General features: G+C 66.1%; 17 protein-coding genes. 9 read left to right on the top strand and 8 right to left on the bottom strand.

Annotated elements, in window-relative coordinates:
• Positions 1-6: 6 nt before the first annotated feature.
• From AB0366_RS19315 to pcaH, 6 genes are read right to left on the bottom strand one after another with little or no spacing between them, the layout of a single operon-like run.
• Positions 7-1,218 (bottom strand): acetyl-CoA C-acetyltransferase, encoded by a 1,212-nt coding sequence (locus tag AB0366_RS19315; protein WP_366245326.1) that lies wholly within the window; start codon positions 1,216-1,218, stop codon positions 7-9.
• Positions 1,211-2,032: an IclR family transcriptional regulator gene (locus AB0366_RS19310; protein WP_366245325.1), complete on the bottom strand. Its 822-nt coding sequence runs from the start codon at positions 2,030-2,032 to the stop codon at positions 1,211-1,213. The genes AB0366_RS19315 and AB0366_RS19310 overlap by 8 nt, the downstream gene beginning before the upstream one ends.
• Positions 2,029-3,210 carry a 3-oxoadipate enol-lactonase gene (gene pcaD / locus AB0366_RS19305; protein ID WP_366245323.1) on the bottom strand — a complete coding sequence of 394 codons (1,182 nt, stop codon included), beginning with the start codon at positions 3,208-3,210 and terminating at the stop codon, positions 2,029-2,031. The genes AB0366_RS19310 and pcaD overlap by 4 nt, the downstream gene beginning before the upstream one ends.
• Positions 3,207-4,556 carry a 3-carboxy-cis,cis-muconate cycloisomerase gene (pcaB, locus tag AB0366_RS19300; RefSeq protein WP_366245322.1) on the bottom strand — a complete coding sequence of 450 codons (1,350 nt, stop codon included), beginning with the start codon at positions 4,554-4,556 and terminating at the stop codon, positions 3,207-3,209. The genes pcaD and pcaB overlap by 4 nt, the downstream gene beginning before the upstream one ends.
• 23 nt (positions 4,557-4,579) lie before the next feature.
• Complete coding sequence (gene pcaG, locus AB0366_RS19295; protein WP_366245321.1) at positions 4,580-5,218, bottom strand: protocatechuate 3,4-dioxygenase subunit alpha; 639 nt, start codon at positions 5,216-5,218, stop codon at positions 4,580-4,582.
• The gene (gene pcaH, locus AB0366_RS19290; protein WP_366245319.1) at positions 5,211-5,927 is read right to left on the bottom strand and encodes a protocatechuate 3,4-dioxygenase subunit beta; all 717 of its coding nucleotides are present in this window, start codon (positions 5,925-5,927) and stop codon (positions 5,211-5,213) included. The genes pcaG and pcaH overlap by 8 nt, the downstream gene beginning before the upstream one ends.
• A gap of 108 nt (positions 5,928-6,035) precedes the next feature.
• Between pcaH and AB0366_RS19285 the strand changes: the two genes are divergently transcribed.
• Both AB0366_RS19285 and AB0366_RS19280 read left to right on the top strand, forming a co-directional pair.
• Complete coding sequence (locus AB0366_RS19285) at positions 6,036-6,785, top strand: CoA transferase subunit A (protein ID WP_183130118.1); 750 nt, start codon at positions 6,036-6,038, stop codon at positions 6,783-6,785.
• Complete coding sequence (locus AB0366_RS19280; RefSeq protein ID WP_366245317.1) at positions 6,782-7,465, top strand: CoA transferase subunit B; 684 nt, start codon at positions 6,782-6,784, stop codon at positions 7,463-7,465. Before AB0366_RS19285 ends, AB0366_RS19280 begins: the two co-directional genes overlap by 4 nt.
• Here AB0366_RS19280 and fdhD read toward each other — a convergent pair.
• Positions 7,448-8,287 (bottom strand): formate dehydrogenase accessory sulfurtransferase FdhD, encoded by an 840-nt coding sequence (gene fdhD, locus AB0366_RS19275; protein ID WP_366245316.1) that lies wholly within the window; start codon positions 8,285-8,287, stop codon positions 7,448-7,450. The genes AB0366_RS19280 and fdhD overlap by 18 nt on opposite strands.
• 34 nt (positions 8,288-8,321) lie before the next feature.
• Positions 8,322-10,493 carry a 4-alpha-glucanotransferase gene (gene malQ, locus AB0366_RS19270; RefSeq protein WP_366245314.1) on the bottom strand — a complete coding sequence of 724 codons (2,172 nt, stop codon included), beginning with the start codon at positions 10,491-10,493 and terminating at the stop codon, positions 8,322-8,324.
• Positions 10,494-10,578: 85 nt separating this feature from the next.
• On the opposite strand from malQ, the gene AB0366_RS19265 reads away from it, so the two are divergent.
• The 7 genes from AB0366_RS19265 (at position 10,579) to AB0366_RS19235 (ending at position 19,538) form a co-directional block, all read left to right on the top strand.
• On the top strand, positions 10,579-11,658 hold the full coding sequence (locus AB0366_RS19265; RefSeq protein ID WP_366245312.1) for an FUSC family protein: 1,080 nt from the start codon (positions 10,579-10,581) through the stop codon (positions 11,656-11,658).
• 101 nt (positions 11,659-11,759) lie between these two features.
• The gene (locus AB0366_RS19260) at positions 11,760-12,191 is read left to right on the top strand and encodes an ATP-binding protein (protein ID WP_366245311.1); all 432 of its coding nucleotides are present in this window, start codon (positions 11,760-11,762) and stop codon (positions 12,189-12,191) included.
• A complete protein-coding gene (locus tag AB0366_RS19255) occupies positions 12,191-12,976 on the top strand; it encodes a SigB/SigF/SigG family RNA polymerase sigma factor (RefSeq protein WP_037193137.1) in 786 nt (261 codons plus the stop codon). Before AB0366_RS19260 ends, AB0366_RS19255 begins: the two co-directional genes overlap by 1 nt.
• Before the next feature lie 68 nt (positions 12,977-13,044).
• Positions 13,045-15,036 carry an alpha/beta fold hydrolase gene (locus AB0366_RS19250; protein WP_366245310.1) on the top strand — a complete coding sequence of 664 codons (1,992 nt, stop codon included), beginning with the start codon at positions 13,045-13,047 and terminating at the stop codon, positions 15,034-15,036.
• A gap of 9 nt (positions 15,037-15,045) precedes the next feature.
• A complete protein-coding gene (locus AB0366_RS19245) occupies positions 15,046-17,721 on the top strand; it encodes a valine--tRNA ligase (RefSeq protein WP_366245308.1) in 2,676 nt (891 codons plus the stop codon).
• Positions 17,722-19,152: a Mur ligase family protein gene (locus AB0366_RS19240; protein WP_366245305.1), complete on the top strand. Its 1,431-nt coding sequence runs from the start codon at positions 17,722-17,724 to the stop codon at positions 19,150-19,152.
• Complete coding sequence (locus AB0366_RS19235; protein ID WP_314145365.1) at positions 19,149-19,538, top strand: DUF4233 domain-containing protein; 390 nt, start codon at positions 19,149-19,151, stop codon at positions 19,536-19,538. Before AB0366_RS19240 ends, AB0366_RS19235 begins: the two co-directional genes overlap by 4 nt.
• Positions 19,539-19,580 lie beyond the last annotated feature (42 nt).

Raw genomic sequence — 19,580 nt, 5'->3', positions numbered from 1 at the left:
CGGTGATCAGCCGATTCGCTCGAACACCGCAGCGAGTCCCTGGCCGCCGCCGATGCACATCGTCTCGAGTCCGTAGCGGACCTCTCGGCGGTCCATCTCGCGCAACAGCGTTGCCAGAATGCGGGCTCCGGTGGCACCGACGGGATGGCCGAGCGAGATGCCGGAACCGTGTGGGTTCAGCCGCGGATCGTCGGGGTCGATGCCCCAGGACCGCGTCACGGCGAGCGTCTGTGCGGCGAAGGCTTCGTTGAGTTCGATGATGCCCATGTCGTCGAGACTCAGTCCCAGCCGTCCGAGTGCCTTCTCGCTCGCGGGGACCGGCCCGATCCCCATCGTGCGTGGGGCAACGCCTGCCAGACCCCAGCCGGCCAAGCGCGCCAGCGGCCGAAGGCCGAGCGCGGCGGCTCTTTCCGGGGTGGTGACGATCGCGATCGCGGCACCGTCATTCTGTCCGCTGGCGTTTCCTGCGGTGACGGTCGACTCCGGGTCCAGCGACGCGCGGATCGCCTTCAGCTTCGCCAGTGACTCCACGGTGGTATCGGCCCGCGGATGCTCGTCGGTGGTGACGAGCATCGGATCCGATTTACGTTGCGGCACCGACACTCCCACGATCTCCTCGGCGAAGACACCGCTGTTCTGCGCGGCGACCGCGCGTCGATGGGACTGGACTGCGAATGCGTCCTGATCGGCGCGGCTGATGGAAAATTCCGCGCGCAGGTTCTCTGCGGTTTCGATCATCCCGCCGGGCACCGGAAAGTTCTTGCCGCCCGCGGTCACTCGCGCCCGGGCGAGTCGGTCGGACAGCGCCACGGCCTCGGCCTTGACGCCCCAGCGCATGCCGGTGGCGTAGAACTCGGTCTGACTCATGCTCTCCACGCCGCCGGCCAGAACCAGATCGTTGCCGCCGGACTGGACCTGCATGCACGCCTGCAGTACTGCCTGCAGACCGGAGCCGCAGCGGCGGTCGACCTGCATTCCGGGGACGTCGATACCCAGATCTGCATCGAGCGCCGCAATGCGTCCGATGGCCGGTGCATCGCCGTTCGGGGACGCCTGACCGAGGATCACATCGTCGATGTCGGCACCGGCAATGCCCGTGCGGGCAACGAGTTCGGCGATCACCGTGCCGGCCAGAGCCTGGGCGGAAATATCTCGGAACTGGCCGCCGAAGCGACCGACCGGGGTCCGAAGTGGTTCACAGATCACGGCATCAGGCATGGGTGGTTCCTCGCTTGTCGTTGGGTCCGGTGCTCACCCGGAGCAGGTCGATCTCGATGGCGCGGGTGGCGTCGAGCAGAGCCGGGAGCAGTTCTGCGCGCACCGCATCGGCGGAATGCCGCGCGGCCTGGGTCGAGACGTTCGCCGCGGCCACCACTGCTCCGTGTCCGTCGCGGATGGGAGCTGCGATGGAGCGCAACCCCTCCTCGAGTTCCTGATCCACCAGGCAGAAGCCGTCGGATCGGACCCGGTCGAGTTCACGACCGAGCGCGTCGGGGGTGGTGATCGTCTTTCCGGTGAGAGGAGTCAAGCGCACGCGATCCAGGTAGGCCGCGAGTTCGTCGGCAGGCAGTCCGGCCAGCAGCACGCGGCCCATCGATGTGGCGAACGCGGGGAACCGGGTGCCGATGTTGATGCCGACGGTCATGATGCGGCTGACCGGAACACGGGCGACGTACACCACGTCGTCACCGTCGAGAATCGAGACCGAGGACGACTCGCGCACCCGTTCGGCGAGAGCCTCGAGGTGCGGTCCCGAGACTTCCGGGAGCGACAGGCTCGACAGGTAGCTGTAGCCCAGCTCGAGCACTCGTGGGGTGAGCCAGAACATCGAGCCGTCGGTACGGACGTAGCCGAGTTCGACGAGGGTGAGCAGGAACCGCCGGGCGGTGGCTCGGGTGAGGTCGGTGGCTCGGGCGACATCGGAGAGTGTTCGACGCGGATGCTCGGCGTCGAAGGCCCGGATCACCGCGAGACCGCGGCCCAGCGATTGGACGTAGTCCGAGGACGGCGGCGGTGATTCCGCGGAGTTCACGAGGTACCCGATCGGGTCTGCGCCGAGGCCTCGGCGATGGCCGCGTTCGCGAGACCGAATGCACTGTTGCTGTTCGGAACTCCCGCGTACACGGCGGTGTGCAGGAACACCTCCGCCATGGTGTCCGGCGTCATGCCTGCTCGCAGGGCGGCCCGGATGTGCATGTCGAGTTCGTGCTGATTGCCCACGGCCGTCAGGATCGCCAGCGTCAGCAGCCGGCGGGTGTGGTGATCGAGTCCTGGGCGATTCCAGATGTCACCCCATGCGGTGCGGGTGATGAAATCCTGGAACGGTGCGGTGAAGTCGGTTCGTGCGGCGATGCTGCGGTCGACGTGCGCATCGCCGAGAACGCTGCGCCGCACGGCCATGCCGGCATCGTGGGCAGCTGCGCGTCCGGCGGCATACGCATCCGATCCGATGTGTGCGGCAATTGCCGCGGTGACGGGACCGGCTTGCTCGACGTTGGCCAGATGTGCGGCCGGGTCGAGAACCCGGAACGTCGATCCGATGACGCCGTCGGCGATGATCTTCAGGTCCTCGGGGGTGGTCGAGGGATCCTGCCGGCCGGCGATCACCAGTGTCGGAGCGGTGATCCGGTTCAGATCCACACGAGAATCCCAGTCGGACAGTGCCTCACAGCATGCGGCGTAGCCCTCGTCCGAGGTGTCGGCGATCATCCGGCGATGCCGGTCGACGAGATCGGCGTCGCGAGCGGCCAGTTCGGGGGTGAACCAGCGCGCGAGTACGGCGGCGGCCAGCGACGCCGTTCCCGCCGCTCGGACTGTTGCGGCCCGGTCGAGCCATTGCGCCGGCTCACCGAACTTCGCCGAGGTGCACAGCAGTGTCAGAGTCCGCACTCGCTCCGGGCGATGGATGGCGATCCACTGCGAGACTGCGCCGCCGAGCGAGAGGCCGACGATGTGAACACGCCGAAGGTCCAGGGAATCGATCAGTGCCAGAACATCTTCGGCGAGTTCGGCCACCGAGTAGGGGCCGGGTGGAACCGGAGACTGTCCGTGCCCGCGAAGGTCGACGGCGAGAACGTGAACGGAGGCGGAGAGCGTTCCGATCTGCGGGTTCCACATCGATCGATCGGAGCCGAGCGAGCCGATCAGCACGACGGTCTCCGCGTCGGGGCTCGGCCCTTCGGTGCGTTCGTGAGCAAGTGCGACGGTCATCGTGAATCCTTCGATTCTGTGGTGTGTTCGGTGTCGAGGGCATGCTCGGCGAGGATCGCGTCGACCAGCTCGGGTGCGTGGCCGAGATATGCGGCCGGGTCGAGGAGTTCGCGCACCGTCGACGGTGGGAGGAATGCCGTGATGGCAGGGTCACTGTCCAGCGGTGCCCCCGCCGCGCATCGCGCAGTGACTATCTCGCGCGCCTGCTCGGTGTGCGCTGCCAATGCCGCGGTGACACGTTCGGCGAGCAGCGCTCCGCCCGTCTTGTCGAGATTGCGGGCCATCTCGTTGGGATGAACATGCAACCCGCTCAGGCTTTGCGAGAGTCGATGGGCGGCACCACCGGTGAGGCGCAACAGATCGGTGATCGTCTCCCACTCGGCGTGCCACGCTCCCGCGGCGCGCTGATGTTCGTGGTCCATGTTCGAAAGCACCGTGGCCACAGCGCCGGGGACCCGCCGGGCCGCAGCGCGAGCCGTGACGGCGGCAACGGGATTGCGCTTGTGCGGCATCGCCGATGAGCCACCCGGCGCGTCCTCCGAGACCTCACCCAGTTCGGTGGCGGACATCGACTCGATGTCCTGGGCGATCTTTCCGATCGTTCCTGCCGCGATGCCCAAGGAGCACGCGATATCGGCGATCGCGGTGCGGTCGGTGTGCCAGGGCGCGTCCTGTCGAGCCAAGCCGAGTTCGACGGCAAGCGCCGCGGCGATGGCCGGTCCGTGTGGATACACGGCGGCGAGAGTGCCTGCAGCCCCGCCGTACTGGACGGTGCATGCGCGTCGAACGGCGGCGACCCTGGTCTGCGCGCGGCGCAACCCCGAGAACCAGTTCGCAGCCACCAGGCCGAAGGTGGTGGGCAATGCCTGCTGTCCGAGAGTGCGGGCCGCCATCGGGGTGGTCCGGTGGGTCAGGGCGAGACCTCGAGCTGCCGCACTCGCAGCGTCGAGCGAGGCCTCGATCAGACCGAGCGCATCGCGGCAGACGAGCATCAGCGCGGTGTCCATGATGTCCTGGCTGGTGGCCCCGGGATGCACTGCCGTGGCAGGAACCTCGGCCTCGGCCACCTCGCTGCGAAGGATCTTCACCAACGGGATCACCGGATTGCCCCCGGCCGCCGCATCCACTCCGAGCCTCGCGATGTCCAGGTGCGCCCCGAGTTCGGTCGCAGCAGTGGTGACGACCTCGGCGTGACCGGCCTCCACGAGACCGACCGTGGTTGCGGCCCGGGAGAGCGCCGCCTCGACGGCGAACATCGCTGTCACCCAGGCCCGGTCGCCCACGAGCGGCGCAACGGCATCGCTACCGAACGTCGGATCGAACAGTGCCCCTCGCTCGGATTCCATCGTCCCCTTTCGCCACTCGTGTGTCACAGCGCGAAGAACGGAGTCTCGTCGCCGTCCGGATCGGTGTTCTGCAGCACGATGTCGAGGTGATATCCACCGTGCACCGGTGCTGCGACGAGTCTGGCACGCTTGTGCTCCGGGATGGCGGACAACACCGGATCGGCCGCATTGGCCTCGGTTTCGTCGGGAAAGTAGACCCGCGTCACGGCTCGATCGAGCATTCCACGGGCAAAGATTCCGACGTCGATGTGCGGTGCCTCGACGGCACCGTTCTCGGCGGGAAGCGGCCCGGGCTTGATCGTCGTGATCGACATCGTTCCGGTCTCGTCGGCGAACGCTCGTCCGAAACCGCGAAAGCCCTTGGTGCGTGACCGCGCCGCGCCGCGCGGATCGTCGGGGTGATCGAACCGGCCGTCGGCATCGGCCTGCCAGGTCTCGATCATGGCGTCGGACATGGGGTTTCGGGCTCCGTCGATCAGTGTGAACGACACGGTGATCTCGCCGTCGGTGCCCTGCGGAACCACGCTCTCACCGTCGGGCCACAGCAGTCCGATATGAACGTAGGGACCCACCGTCTGGGAGGGCGTTTGGCCGAACGGTGCGGTGGTGAAGTCGGCACCGGTGACCACCGGGTAGCGCGGGGCGAACTCTGACTCAGTCATCGTGATCGTCTTCCTCGAAGGGGGTGGCGTCCCGGCCGCGCAGCACGATGTCGAATCGAAAACCGAGGGCCCAGTTGTCCTGTGTCGCTTCGTAATCGAACGTGCTGATCATTCGGGCACGCGAGTCCTCGGGCGCGGCGTTGAAGATCGGATCCTGGAAGAACATGGGGTCGTCCGGGAAGTACATCTGGGTCACCAGTCGCTGAGTGAACGCCTGGCCGAACAACGAGAAATGAATGTGCGCGGGCCGCCACGCGTTGTGGTGGTTGCCCCACGGATACGCGCCCGGCTTGATCGTGGTGAATCGATACCTGCCCTCGGCATCGGTGAGTACGCGACCGGTGCCGTTGAAGTGCGGATCGAGCGGTGCAGGCCACCGATCGGCGGTGTGACGGTACCGACCGCCTGCATTGGCCTGCCACACCTCGACGAGGGTGTTCGGAATCGCCTTGCCGTCGCTGTCGAGCACGCGGCCGTGCACGATGATCCGCTGCCCCTGTGCCTCACCGTCGTTCGCCAGGGTGAGGTCCGCGTCGGCGGCGGTGACGCGTCCCTCGCCCAGCACCGGTCCGGTGATCTCGGTGAGTCGCTGGGGGAGCAGGGTCAGCGGCTGCGCGGGATGCCGAAGGGCGGTGGTCCGGTACTCGGGGAAGTCGAGCGGGGCATGGACCCCCGATTGATCCCGATACTCGGGCGGGAGATGAAGCATCGAAGTGTCCTCACGATCGTGGTGATCTACGCAACAGCCAGAATAGCGCGATGTTCGCATTGTGGCAATCTGTTCATATTCCGCACAAGATGCGGTAGCGTGCGTCTCATGTTGGACAAAGTCGTGGCCAGCGCCACCGAAGCCGTAGCGGACATTCCCGACGGATCGTCGATCGCCGTCGGCGGATTCGGATTGGTCGGAGTGCCGGAGATCCTCATCGACGCGGTGCTCGCCCAGGGCGCGACCGATCTGGAAACCATCAGCAACAATTGCGGAACGGATGGCTTCGGCTTGGGAGTGTTGTTGGCGCACCATCGCATTCGCCGGACCATCAGCTCGTACGTCGGCTCGAACAAGGAGTTCGCGCGGCAATATCTCTCCGGCGAACTCGAAGTCGAATTGACCCCGCAGGGCACCCTCGCCGAGCGACTGCGGGCCGGCGGTGCCGGTATACCGGCGTTCTTCACCCCCGCAGGGGTCGGAACTCAGGTCGCAGACGGCGGATTGCCGCTGCGCTACGACGGCAGCGGCGGAATCGCACTGGCCAGTCCGCCCAAGGAGACCCGTGAATTCGATGGTGTCACCTACGTGATGGAACGAGGAATCGTCGCCGACTACGCGCTCGTGCACGCCTGGAAGGGCGACCGCCACGGCAACCTGGTGTTCCACGCCAGCGCGCGAAACTTCAACCCGCCGGCCGCCGCGTCGGGGCGCATCACCGTCGCGCAGGTCGAACATCTCGTCGAGCCGGGCGAGATCGGACCCGACGAGGTGCACACCCCGGGTATCCACGTGCAGCGGGTGGTCCACGTCGGACCGGTCGAGGTCGGCATCGAGCAGAGGACGGTACGAGCATGAGCGAGAAGATGACCCGCGAACAGATGGCGGCCCGGGTAGCGCAGGAACTCGGCGACGGTCAGTACGTCAATCTCGGCATCGGCATGCCGACTCTCGTGCCCAACTACATCCCCACCGACGTCTCGGTGATCCTGCATTCGGAGAACGGAGTGCTCGGCGTCGGACCGTATCCCACCGAGGATGAACTCGACGCCGAGGTCATCAACGCGGGCAAGGAGACCATCACGGTCGTTCCCGGTGCGTCCTACTTCGATTCCGCGCAATCGTTCGGAATGATCCGCGGCGGCCAGGTCGACGTCGCCGTACTGGGGGCGATGCAGGTCAGCGCCACCGGTGACCTGGCGAACTGGATGATTCCCGGGCACATGGTCAAGGGGATGGGTGGCGCGATGGATCTGGTGCACGGAGCGCGACGCGTCATCGTGATGATGGAACACGTCTCCCGCAAGGGCGAGCCGAAGATCCTCGAACGCTGCTCTCTGCCGCTCACCGGCAAGGGCTGCGTGCACCGAATCATCTCGGACATGGCCGTTCTCGACGTCACCGAACACGGACTGCGCCTGATCGAGACCGCGCCCGGTGTGTCCGTCGACGAGGTCAGAACTGCGACCGCCGCCGAACTACTGGTCGACGCTGGGCAGGAGTGGAGCCTGCGGAACGACTCAGGCAATCTCGTCTGATACTTCGACGCGGTCGGCGTGGGAGTAGATATTCATCGACCGGCCGCGGAGAAAGCCGATCACCGTCAGACCCGATTCGGCAGCGAGGTCGACCGCCAGTGACGAGGGTGCCGAAACCGCCGCGAGAATCGGGATTCCGGACATCACCGCCTTCTGCGCCAACTCGAACGAGGCGCGTCCGCTGACCATCAACACCGTGCCCTGCAAGGGGATTCGATCGTTGGTCACCGCCCAGCCGATCACTTTGTCGACGGCGTTGTGGCGTCCGACATCCTCACGTAGAACGAGCATCTCGCCGTCTGCGGTGAACAAGGCGGCGGCATGCAGACCGCCGGTGGCATCGAAGACCTTCTGCGCTGCCCGCAACGTGTCGGGTAGCCCGGAGAGAGTATCGGACGTCACGACGACCGAATCGGCCACGGGGGAATGCTTGGTGCGCAATCGAATTGCATCCAACGATCCCTTGCCGCACACCCCACACGAGGACGTCGTGTAGAAGTTTCGTTCGACGCCGGTCTCCGGCGGAGCGACACCCTCGGCCAGGGTGACGTCGAGGACGTTGTAGGTGTTCGCGCCCTCGTCGTCGACCCCGTCGCAGTAGCGAGCCGCTGCGATGTCGGCTCCCGAGGCGATCACGCCTTCGGTCAGCAGGAAGCCGTGAGCGAGCTCGACGTCGTGGCCGGGAGTTCGCATGGTGACGGCGAGCGCCGCGCCGTCGACTCGCAACTCGAGCGGCTCCTCCACCACGAGAGTGTCCGGGCGTTCGACGCGGTGCCCACCCCTGAGTCGGATGACGGGCCTGCGGGTGGTGATGCGGCCCATCAGTATCGGCTGGATTCGCGGTGACTTCTCTGACTCATTCTTCGATTGTGGACCCCGGCGTCGCCGGGCTGTCGACTCGGTCGGCCATTGCGCTCACCAACGAGACCATGCGCGGGTGATCGACGAGGTCGTCGACGAGCACTCGCTTGCCTTTCGCGTCGGCCAACGGGATCTTCCAGTTCTCGTACTGGGTTTCGTCGGTACCGGGCTGGTTCTGGATGCGATGTTCTCCGACGGCGTCCACGAGAGCGACACCGATCAGCAGTGACGGACTGCGCTGGACGAGGCGATGCAGAGCTTCCACCGTGTCGTGGTTGTCGGCGTCGGCGTCGAGCAATCCGCGCTCGCGCGCCATGTCGAGAACTGCCTCCCGTTTGCGCGCGTCGACCTCCTTCTCGGAGTCGATATCGCGTTCGAGCAGTCCGAGACGTGAGCGAAGGTCGATGTGCTCGCCGTCGAGGTATCCGGCCGTGGGCGGCAGATCGTGTGTGGTCACCGACGTCAGACACAGGCTGCGGTAGTTCTCCGGCGGGATCGGTCCGGATTCGTCGGCCTCGAACCACAGGATCGAGGTGCCGAAGATGCCGCGTTCGGTGAGGTACTCCTGCACCATCGGCTCGAAGACACCGAGATCCTCACCGACCACCACTGCGCCTGCGCGTTCGGCCTCGAGGGCCAGGATGCCGATCAGGGCCTCGTGGTCGTACTCGACATACGTTCCGCCGCCTGCATTCTCGGCCTCCTGCGGAATCCACCACAGGCGGAACAGTCCCAGGATGTGGTCGACGCGGATGCCGCCGGCATGACGCAGGATCGTGCGCAGCATGTCGCGGTACGGGACGTACGCCAGTTCGCGGAGTCGGTCGGGATCCCACGGGGGTTGGTTCCAGTTCTGGCCCTGCTGGTTGAAGTTGTCCGGCGGCGCGCCCACCGTGACTCCCGACGCCAACACGTCACCGAGCGCCCAGGCATCGGCTCCGCCGCGAGCCACGCCCACGGCGAGGTCGTGCATGATGCCGATGTCCATCCCTGCATCGAGTGCCGAACGTTGCGCGGCGGCCAACTGCTCGTCGCAGATCCACTGCAGCCACATGTGGAAGTCGATGCGCTCGGCGAGTTTGGTGCGTTGCTCGAGCACGAAGTCGGTGCGCGGGTGTGCTGCCCTGTCGGTCCACGCCGAGCTCTCGGGTCCGAACTTCTCCGCCAGGGCGCTCCACACCGCGAAATCGCGCAGCCCGGAACCCTCGCGTTCGACGAACGCCCGGAATGCGGACTCGCGGGCCGGGCTCCGTTCCACCTTGTGAACACGTTCCAGGGCACGCAGTTTCGCCGTGAAGGTCGAGTCTCGATTCAGCTTTCCGGTTCGCTTGTTGGCCTTGTCGAACCGCTTCGCTGCTTTCTGGACCTTGCCGAACTGTTCCGGCGACAGCAGCGCGGTTTCGCGAATGTTCTCCACTCGGATGTAGAGCGAATTGAAGAACCGGCGGGTGGTCGGCAGATAGGGCGACGCCTCGACCGGTGTGGTGGGTCGGTCGGCGTGCAGCGGATTGACGAGGAGGTAGTCGAACCCGTGCTCGCGGCCGGCGATGTCGGCCATGTCCTCGAGATCACCGAGATCACCGATTCCCCACGATCGTCTCGATCGCACCGAATACAACTGGGTGAGCAGACCCGTCCGTTGCCGGTCTGTCAGTTCTGCGTTGGGTGACAACGACTTCGGAGTGACCACGACGACCGTGTCCGAGGTGCGGACCGTGTTGTCCTCGCTTATCGTCGTCGCGGTCAGGCTGTGCCAACCGAGCGGTGCACTGCCGGGAACGACGAACGTGGCGCGACCGATGAGGCGGCCGTCGACCACACGGGGATCGACCCATACGTCGGCCTGGGTCACCTCGATGGTCTCGCCGTCCTCGGAGACCATCGAGACCTCGACCGGATTGCCGTGTGGCACATGCACCCACACCGCGGCATCGGTGCCCTGGGTGGCGACCACCACCGGCGGAAGCAGGCGCCGCCACGGCGCGTTCTCGATGTCGGCCAGAGCTCGGTCGACGTCCTCGGTCGATTCGGTTGCGTAGCCGCGCGCGGCGAGCACCTGACGCAGGGTGTCGTCGCTCACGTCGCGAACGGTGTCGTCCCAGCCTCGGTACGAGGTCGATGTGCCGAGACGTCGGGCGAGAGAGCGAAGTGCCTGCGAGTAGTCCACATCGATGATCGTGCCAGTTCGCCGCGCCCCCGTCACCCGGGCCGGGGCGGTTTCGAGTCGACCGGGGTGGGGTAGGCGAACCGGAATGAGGTGGACACGACAGTCGGTCTCGCGTGACCGGACAATCGAGACCCTCGTGGTGTCCGCGAAGATGGCGGGTGCCGCAGCGGCGGCATGGATTCTGGCGACCGAACTACTGTCGATGTCGCAGCCCTTCCTCGCTCCGTACGCGGCGGTGTTCTTGATCGACGTGACGATCAGCCGAAGCCTGCGATCGGCGGCCGAGCAGATCGCCACGGTGACCGCCGGGGTACTCGTTGCAGCACTCGTGGTTCGAGTCGTCGGCGAGCCGAGTGTGGCTCTCGCCGTCAGCGTGTTCATCGGCGCTCTCGTCGGCCGTTGGTCGAAATTCGGTACGAGCGGAATCTGGATACCGGTGACCGCACTGCTGATGGTCACCTACGGATCGGCATCCGATCCGGTCGCCTTGCTGGACAGGATCATCGAGCTCGCGGTCGGTGCCGCAGTGGGTGTTGCGGTGAATGCACTCGCAGCACCGCCGCTGTATTGGCGGGAATCGCAACATGCGGTGGAATCGGTGTCGTCGGCTGCGGGGTCTCTGTTGCGGGACGTCGCCCGAGGTCTCGACCTGGAGCCGGACCGATCCGCGGTCGACGAACGCTCGTCGCAGTGGCGAGCGCGGAGCGACGCCGTTCGAGTCGAGGTGCGTCGCGCACAGGCCGCGCTGACGTGGACCGAGGAGAGCACCCGCGGAAACCTTCGCCGGTCAGCGGTACCCACCCGAGTGAGCCACCGATGGTGGAAAGCCACGGTCGGTGCCGTCGACGCCAGTTGGACCGAATGCAGCGAACTGGTCGACGCAGCCGCCGTCGGACTCGATCCCGTTCCGCCTTTCCACGCGCTCGAGGACGACGTTCGGGTCGCCGGAGCCGGCTTCGTCCGTGCTCTGGCGGACGTCGTCGAGTGTCGGTGCGATGCACGCCGTACGCAGGCGGACGTGGTCGATCGTGTTGCCGCTGCGGAGGAGACGTTGGCCACGCTCGTGCACACGGTGGTTGCGTCCGAACGGGAATCGGCCGGAGCGACGATGAGCGCGGGCAGGCTCGTGGGGCCGGCAACGGCAGCGCTGCGAGCGCTCAGCTGACGCCTGTGTTTCTCCCGACTGCCAGGATTGAAACGCCGGGTGCTGGGTAGTCTGGCTCGGCGAACGGTAAAACGACTGCTCGGCGACGATGGGAAGTGCGGATGGCTGGGGTCAGCAAGATCGAAGAACTGGAGCGAGGTTCCGGTGCACCGGTCGAGCTGAGGGTACGTGCAGAGGCCGACCAGCTCCCGGTGGTTCGTGCCGTCGCCGAAACCCTCGCAGTGCTCAGTGACTTCACGCTCGACGACATCGCCGATGTGAAGCTGGTCGTGGACGAAGTGTGTTCGCAGCTGATCAAGGGCTCGGTGGCCGATGCAGAGCTCTCGTGCACGTTCGCAGTGAGCGACTCCGGAATCCGGATCGTCGTCACCTCCACGCTTGCATCCACGTCCGTGCCGAAGAAGGACAGCTTCGGCTGGCACGTGCTGCAGACGTTGACCGACGCCATCGAACTGCGCGCCGACGACGCGGTCGAGGGCGAGGCGGGTCGCACGGTCGCGATCGACGTGGTCAAGCGGAGGAGCAAGGTCTAGTGCCTGTGCCGCACGAACGAAGCACACGGCGAGAGTCCGACGATTACAGCGACGTTGTCGCCCTGATCCAGCAGATGCAGGCGCTCGACGAGAATTCACCGCAGCGCCGAGTGCTGCGCGATCGCATCATCACCCGCTGCCTTCCTCTCGCAGAACATATCGCGCGCCGCTTCGGTGGTCGCGGCGAAGCACACGAGGACCTCCTGCAGGTCTCACGTCTCGGTTTGGTGAACGCAGTCGACAGATTCGACATCGAACGCGGCTCGGATTTCGTGTCGTTCGCCGTGCCCACGATCATGGGTGAGGCTCGCCGCTACTTCCGCGACGCGGGATGGTCGGTCCGGGTACCGCGGCGCATGAAGGAACTGAACTCGATGATCTCCCAGGCGGTGGGATCGTTGTCGCAGAAGCTCGGTCGAGCTCCGACCGCCAGCGAGATCGCCGCCGAACTCGGGATCGACGTCAAGGAAGCCTCGCAGGCGCTGCTTGCGCGCAGCGCGTATCAGACCGTCTCGGTCGACTCGGTGGTCAGCGAGGATCGGTTGCCGCTGATGGACACCCTCGGTGCCGACGATCCCGAACTCGAGAAGATGGAGAGCTATCTCGCGGTGCGCCCCGCACTCGAGAAGTTGCCCGAGCGGGAGCGTCGCATCGTCGTGCTCAGATTCTTCGGGTCGATGACTCAGACACAGATCGCGGAGAAGGTGGGGATTTCGCAGATGCACGTCTCACGAATCCTGGCTCGTACTCTGGCTCAACTGCGCGAGGACCTCGGCGAGGACTGACGGCGGGCGGCGGGCGGCGGGAGTGGAGCCTGCGGAATGACCCAGAGATGGGCGGCTAGGCTCGCTGGATGAGTATGTACGACGACGTCGACGAGTACATCGGAGTCCGTAGGGTCACGGGCCTGGCGGCATCGCACGATTTCTCGCGGGCAGTGATCGTGATTGCCGCACTGGATGATTCGCGGACCGAGTATCGAACGTCGTTGTGGGAGATAGATGTCGACGGTGGTTCGCAGGCCCGACGCCTCACCCACGGCGAGTGGGGCGAGAGCGCTCCGGTGTTCACCCCGGCCGGCGATCTGTTGTTCTCCCGCCGATCGAGCGAGGACGATCCGGCCCGGCTGTGGATTCTGCCTGCCTCGGGCGGTGAGGCGCGAGTGCTCGAGACTCGGTCCGCCGGTCTGAGCGAGATCCGAAGCGCCCGTTCCGGACACGGGCTCGTCGGCTTCTCGCCGGTGTTCGGGTCGTCGAGCACCGATGAGGACGACGATGCCTTGCGCACCGAGCGCAAGGCGAACAAGGTCGATGCAATTCTCCACACCGGGGTTCCGGTGCGCTTCTGGGATCACGATCTCGGTCCAGCGACACCGCATCTGTTCGCCGGATCGACCGACGCCACGACGGGGTTGCGTGATCTCACCTCGGATGCGGCCGGAGCTCTGCACGAGGCGGCGTTCGATATCAGTGCGGACGGTTCGTTCGTCGTGTCCACCTGGGCCGTCCCCGGCGCTCTGGCGACCGTGCGGACGGTGCTGATGCGCATCGACACCGCGACGGGGGAGCACACCACGATTGTCGACGACGTCGATGCCGACCTGGGTGCGCCGGCGATCTCGCCCGACGGCGCGTCCGTGATGTACGTGCGTGAATCGCTCACCACCCCCGAGGATGCGCCTCGAATGACGCTGCAGCGCTACGATTTCGGGTCTTCTTCGGTCGTCGATGTCGCTCCCGATTGGGATCGGTGGCCGATGGACCCGGTGTGGCTGCCGGACGGGTCGGGGGTACTGGTCACCGCGGACGACGACGGCCGGTCCCCGATCTTCGTCCTCCGCGAGGGCGCGGAGCCGCGTCGACTGACGAACACGAACGACGCGTACACCCATGTTCACGTGTCCGCGGACGGAACCAGGGTGCTGGCACTCGCCGCGTCCTATCTGGCCGCCCCGCATCCGGTGTCGATCGACCTGTCCGACGGCACCGTGCTCGACCTCGACACCTCCATCGACCGCTGTCCGTTGCCGGGAACTCTCACCGAGATCGACACCGTCGTCGACGACGGCACCCGGGTGCGCGGTTGGCTGGCACTGCCCGATGGGGCCTCGGACGCGGCACCCGCACCGCTGCTGCTGTGGGTGCACGGCGGGCCGCTGAGCTCGTGGAACACGTGGTCGTGGCGGTGGAATCCATGGCTGATGGTCGCCCGCGGGTACGCGGTGCTGCTGCCCGATCCAGCTTTGTCCACCGGGTACGGCCAGGAGTTCGTGCAGCGAGGGTGGGGAGCGTGGGGCAAGGCCCCGTTCACCGACCTGATGGCGTTGACCGACGTCGCGGCTGCGCTACCCGACATCGACGACACCCGCACCGCGGCGATGGGCGGATCCTTCGGCGGCTACATGGCCAACTGGATCGCCGGGCACACCGACCGGTTCGACGCGATCGTCACCCACGCGAGCCTGTGGGCGCTCGATCAATTCGGACCGACCACCGATGCGCCGTACTACTGGGCGCGCGAGATGTCCCCGGAGATGGCGGTGGAGAACTCCCCACACCTGTTCGTCGCGGACATCGCCACGCCGATGCTGGTCATCCACGGCGACAAGGACTATCGAGTGCCGATCGGCGAGGGCCTACGGCTGTGGTACGAACTGCTCAGCGAATCCGGCCTGCCCGCCGACGACGAGGGCAACACCGACCATCGTTTCCTCTACTTCCCGGCCGGGAACCACTGGATTCTGAGTCCCCAGCACGCCAAGGTCTGGTACGAGGTGGTGCTGGCATTCCTGGCGCAGCACGTGCTGGGCGAGAGGGTGTCGATGCCCCGAATCCTCGGCCACTAGAATCGACCGGTGACCAGTTCAGCGCCAGAGCACTCAGAGAACCCCGCCGATTCGATCGACCTGCCCAAGAGCTGGGATCCCAGTGCGGTCGAGGCGGAGCTGTACCGGTCCTGGGTCGACGCCGGGTACTTCGAAGCCGACGCCACCAGCGGCAAACCGCCCTACTCCATAGTGCTGCCCCCGCCCAACGTCACGGGCAGCCTGCACATGGGCCACGCTCTCGACCACACGTTGATGGATGCGCTGAGCCGTCGTAAGCGGATGCTCGGGTACGAGGTGCTGTGGTTGCCGGGCATGGACCACGCAGGTATCGCCACCCAGACCGTCGTGGAAAAGCAGCTCGCCGCCGACGGAAAGACCAAGGAAGAGTTCGGCCGCGAGCTGTTCATCGACAAGGTCTGGGACTGGAAGCGTGAATCGGGCGGAACCATCGGTGGGCAGATGCGACGCATCGGCGACGGTGTCGACTGGAGCCGAGAGCGATTCACCATGGACGACGGCCTATCGGAGGCCGTGCAGACCATGTTCAAGCGGATGTTCGACGACGGTTTGATCTACCGCGCCGAGCGACTGGTCAACTGGTCACCGGTGCTGCAGACCGCCATCTCCGACATCGAGGTCAAGTTCGAGGACGTCGAGGGCGAACTCGTGTCGCTGCGTTACGGCTCGCTCGACGATTCCGAGCCCCATGTCATCGTCGCGACCACCCGAGTCGAAACGATGCTCGGCGACACCGCAGTTGCCGTTCACCCCGACGACGAGCGGTACAAGGCTCTCGTCGGCACCACCCTCGAGCATCCGTTCACCGGACGGCAGATCCCGATCATCGCCGACGACTACGTCGACCCCGAATTCGGCACCGGCGCAGTGAAGATCACCCCGGCTCACGACCCCAACGACTTCGAGATGGGCGTGCGGCACTCGTTGCCGATGCCCTCCATCATGGACAAGGCAGGCCGGATCGCCGATACCGGAACGCAATTCGACGGCATGGACCGTTTCGAGGCGCGCGTGAAGGTTCGTGAAGCACTGGCCGAGCAGGGCCGCGTCGTCGCCGAGAAGCGCCCCTACCTCCACAGCGTCGGTCACTCCGAGCGCAGCGGTGAGCCGATCGAGCCGCGACTGTCGCTGCAGTGGTGGGTCAAGGTCGACACCCTGGCGAAGGCGGCCGGTGACGCAGTGCGTAACGGCGATACCGTCATTCACCCCAAGAGCCAGGAACCGCGCTGGTTCGCCTGGGTCGACAACATGCACGACTGGTGCATCTCGCGTCAGCTCTGGTGGGGTCATCGGATTCCGATCTGGTACGGACCCGACGGCGAGACCGTCTGCCTCGGGCCGGGGGAGACGCCGCCCGAGGGCTGGGAGCAGGATCCTGACGTTCTCGACACCTGGTTCTCGTCCGGGCTGTGGCCCTTCTCGACGATGGGATGGCCCGACGCCACGGCCGATCTCGAGAAGTTCTATCCCACCGGTGTTCTCGTCACCGGATACGACATCCTGTTCTTCTGGGTTGCCCGCATGATGATGTTCGGCACCTACGTGGGAGCGGACGACGCGATCACCGCAGGCAAGCAGGGGCCGCAGGTTCCGTTCCGAGATGTGTTTCTGCACGGCCTGATTCGGGACCAGTTCGGCAAGAAGATGTCCAAGTCGCGCGGCAACGGAATCGATCCTCTCGACTGGGTCGACCGTTTCGGTGCCGACGCACTGCGCTTCACGCTCGCGCGCGGCGCGAACCCCGGTGCAGACATGTCCGTCGGCGAAGACCACGCCCAGTCATCGCGCAACTTCGCCAACAAGTTGTTCAACGCCACCAAGTTCGCCCTGATGAACGGCGCGGCACCGGCAGAGCTGCCTCGGCGCGGCGAGCTGACCGACGCCGACCGATGGATCCTCGACCGACTCGAACAGGTTCGGGCAGAGGTCGATTCGGCGTTCGACCGGTACGAGTTCAGCAAGGCCTGCGAGGCGCTCTATCACTTCGCCTGGGACGAGGTCTGCGACTGGTACCTCGAGATCGCCAAGGTGCAGTTCGCCGACGACGCCATCGCCGCCACCACGCGCGGAGTTCTCGGTAACGTCCTCGACGCTCTGCTGCGCCTGCTGCATCCGGTGATTCCGTTCGTCACCGAAACGCTGTGGAAGGTGCTCACCGGCGGCGAGTCACTGGTGATCGCGGCGTGGCCCGCTGCCGCTACCGAGTCGTTGGATCCTGTTGCGGCACAACGTATCGAAGACATGCAGCGACTCATCACCGAAGTTCGCCGGTTCCGCAGCGATCAAGGACTCAAGCCGTCCCAGAAGGTGGCGGCCCGCATCGTCGGAGTCTCCGAATCCGATCTGGACGGGCAGATTTCGGCGGTCACCGCACTGGCTCGACTGACCGAGCCCGCCGCGGACTTCGCCGCCACCGCCTCGGTGGAGGTGCGTCTGAGCAAGGCCACCGTGGTCGTCGAACTCGACACCTCGGGCACCGTCGACCTCGTCGCCGAGCGGGCCCGGCTGGTGAAGGATCTCGCCGCTGCGGAGAAGGAACTCGCGCAGACCACCGGCAAGCTCGGCAACGAGGCGTTTCTCGCGAAGGCGCCGGATGCGGTGGTGGACAAGATCAGAACACGCCAGACGATCGCGGGCGAAGAGATCGCACGCATCTCGGCGCGGCTCGAATCGATGGGAACCTAAGTGACCGAACCCGACGCCGCCCTGCCACTACCTCCGCCGAGCCCGGTCGATCTCGCCGAGCTCGCCCTCGTGGAGGCCGAGCTCGACAAGCGTTGGCCCGAAACGAAGATCGAGCCGTCGACGGCCCGGATCTCGGCGCTGATGGATCTGCTCGGGTCGCCGCAGAAGGCGTATCCGTCGATTCACGTCGCCGGCACCAACGGCAAGACCTCGGTGACCCGCATGATCGATGCGCTCCTCACCGCATTTCACCGGCGCACGGGCCGCACCACCAGCCCGCACCTGCAGATGGCGACCGAGCGGATCAGCATCGACGGGCGGCCCATCTCGCCGCGGCTCTACGTCGACACCTACAACGAGATCGCTCCGTTCGTGGACATGATCGACGCGCAGTCCGAGGCTGCGGGCGGACCCCGAATGAGCAAGTTCGAGGTGGTCACGGCCATGGCGTTCGCTGCCTTCGCCGAGGCCCCGGTCGAGGTTGCAGTCGTCGAGGTCGGACTCGGTGGGCGTTGGGACGCCACCAACGTCGTCGACGGCGAGGTTGCCGTCATCACCCCGATCGGCCTCGATCACGTCGAGTTCCTCGGCGACGATCTCGCCGGGATCGCAGGGGAGAAGGCGGGGATCATCAAGAAGGCACCGGAATCGCTCGTCCCGCGCGACACCGTCGCGATTCTGGCGAAGCAGCAACCCGAGGTCTCCGAGGTCCTGCTGCGGGCAGCAGTGCAGGCGGACGCTGCGGTGGCGCGGGCCGGATCGGAATTCACCGTGCTCGGCAGGCAGATCGCCGTGGGCGGCCAGCAACTGGAACTGCAGGGACTCGGCGGGGTGTACACCGACGTCTTCCTGCCATTGCACGGCGAACATCAGGCACACAATGCCTCGCTCGCGCTGGCGGCGGTGGAGGCGTTCTTCGGTGCCGGTCCGGATCGCCAACTCGATCAGGACACCGTGCGCGGCGCGTTCGCAACGATCGTCAATCCGGGTCGGCTCGAGCGGGTGCGCAACGCCCCGACCGTGTTCCTCGACGCCGCGCACAACCCGCACGGGGCAGCAGCGCTCGCCGCCGCCCTCACCGACGAATTCGATTTCCGCAAACTCGTCGGCGTCGTCAGCGTCATGGCGGACAAGGACGTCGGAGCAATTCTCGACGCACTGGAACCGGTGTTCGACGACATCGTCGTCACCCACAACGGGTCGGCGCGGGCGATGGACGTGGACGCGTTGGCCGACATCGCGGTGGCCAAGTTCGGTGACGAACGGGTCGTGGTGGCGTCGACACTGCCCGATGCCCTGGAAACGGCGATCGGGTTGGCCGAGGAAGTCGCCGAGCCGGGGGAGGCCGTGTCCGGTGCCGGAGTCGTGGTGACCGGATCCGTGGTGACCGTCGGTGCAGCTCGCACTCTGTTCGGAAAGGACCCCGCGTGAGCGAGACAGAGTTCAGACCACCGTTGAACGACCCGTGGAAGGGGTTCCGCGGTGTCTGTGCAGGAACGTTGGTGCTCGAAGCCATCGTGGTTCTGCTCTCGCTGCCCGTGGTCGCCGTCGTGGGCGGTGGGGCAACGTGGTTTTCCACCATCTACATCGTTCTGCTCGCGGTTGCGATGATCGCAGGCGCCGGCAAGCAGGGTAAGTCCTGGGCGATGAAGTTCAATCTCATTCTGCAGGTGTTCGTTCTGCTCGGAACGGTGTTCCATCTGTCCATCGGCATCGTCGGCCTGATTTTCATTGCGGTCTGGCTGTATCTGCTGTATCTGCGCCGCGACATCACCGAGCGGATCAGACGAGGAATGCTGCCCGGGCAGCGTGACTGACCGGGGAAACCCGTCGGTTTCGGCGATGCGGCGCGCGCCGCA

Source organism: Rhodococcus sp. NPDC076796 (assembly GCF_040702765.1).
Taxonomy (GTDB): Bacteria; Actinomycetota; Actinomycetes; order Mycobacteriales; family Mycobacteriaceae; genus Rhodococcoides.
This window is presented reverse-complemented; position numbering and strand designations above follow the sequence as displayed.

Coding starts and splice junctions, on each gene's coding strand:
- AB0366_RS19285 (WP_183130118.1), top strand. CDS start 6,036: ATGTTGGACAAAGTCGTGGCCAGCGCCACCGAAGCCGTAGCGGACATT.
- AB0366_RS19315 (WP_366245326.1), bottom strand. CDS start 1,218: ATGCCTGATGCCGTGATCTGTGAACCACTTCGGACCCCGGTCGGTCGC.
- pcaD (WP_366245323.1), bottom strand. CDS start 3,210: ATGACCGTCGCACTTGCTCACGAACGCACCGAAGGGCCGAGCCCCGAC.
- pcaH (WP_366245319.1), bottom strand. CDS start 5,927: ATGCTTCATCTCCCGCCCGAGTATCGGGATCAATCGGGGGTCCATGCC.
- AB0366_RS19265 (WP_366245312.1), top strand. CDS start 10,579: ATGAGGTGGACACGACAGTCGGTCTCGCGTGACCGGACAATCGAGACC.
- AB0366_RS19280 (WP_366245317.1), top strand. CDS start 6,782: ATGAGCGAGAAGATGACCCGCGAACAGATGGCGGCCCGGGTAGCGCAG.
- AB0366_RS19260 (WP_366245311.1), top strand. CDS start 11,760: ATGGCTGGGGTCAGCAAGATCGAAGAACTGGAGCGAGGTTCCGGTGCA.
- pcaG (WP_366245321.1), bottom strand. CDS start 5,218: ATGACTGAGTCAGAGTTCGCCCCGCGCTACCCGGTGGTCACCGGTGCC.
- AB0366_RS19250 (WP_366245310.1), top strand. CDS start 13,045: ATGAGTATGTACGACGACGTCGACGAGTACATCGGAGTCCGTAGGGTC.
- pcaB (WP_366245322.1), bottom strand. CDS start 4,556: ATGGAATCCGAGCGAGGGGCACTGTTCGATCCGACGTTCGGTAGCGAT.
- fdhD (WP_366245316.1), bottom strand. CDS start 8,287: ATGGGCCGCATCACCACCCGCAGGCCCGTCATCCGACTCAGGGGTGGG.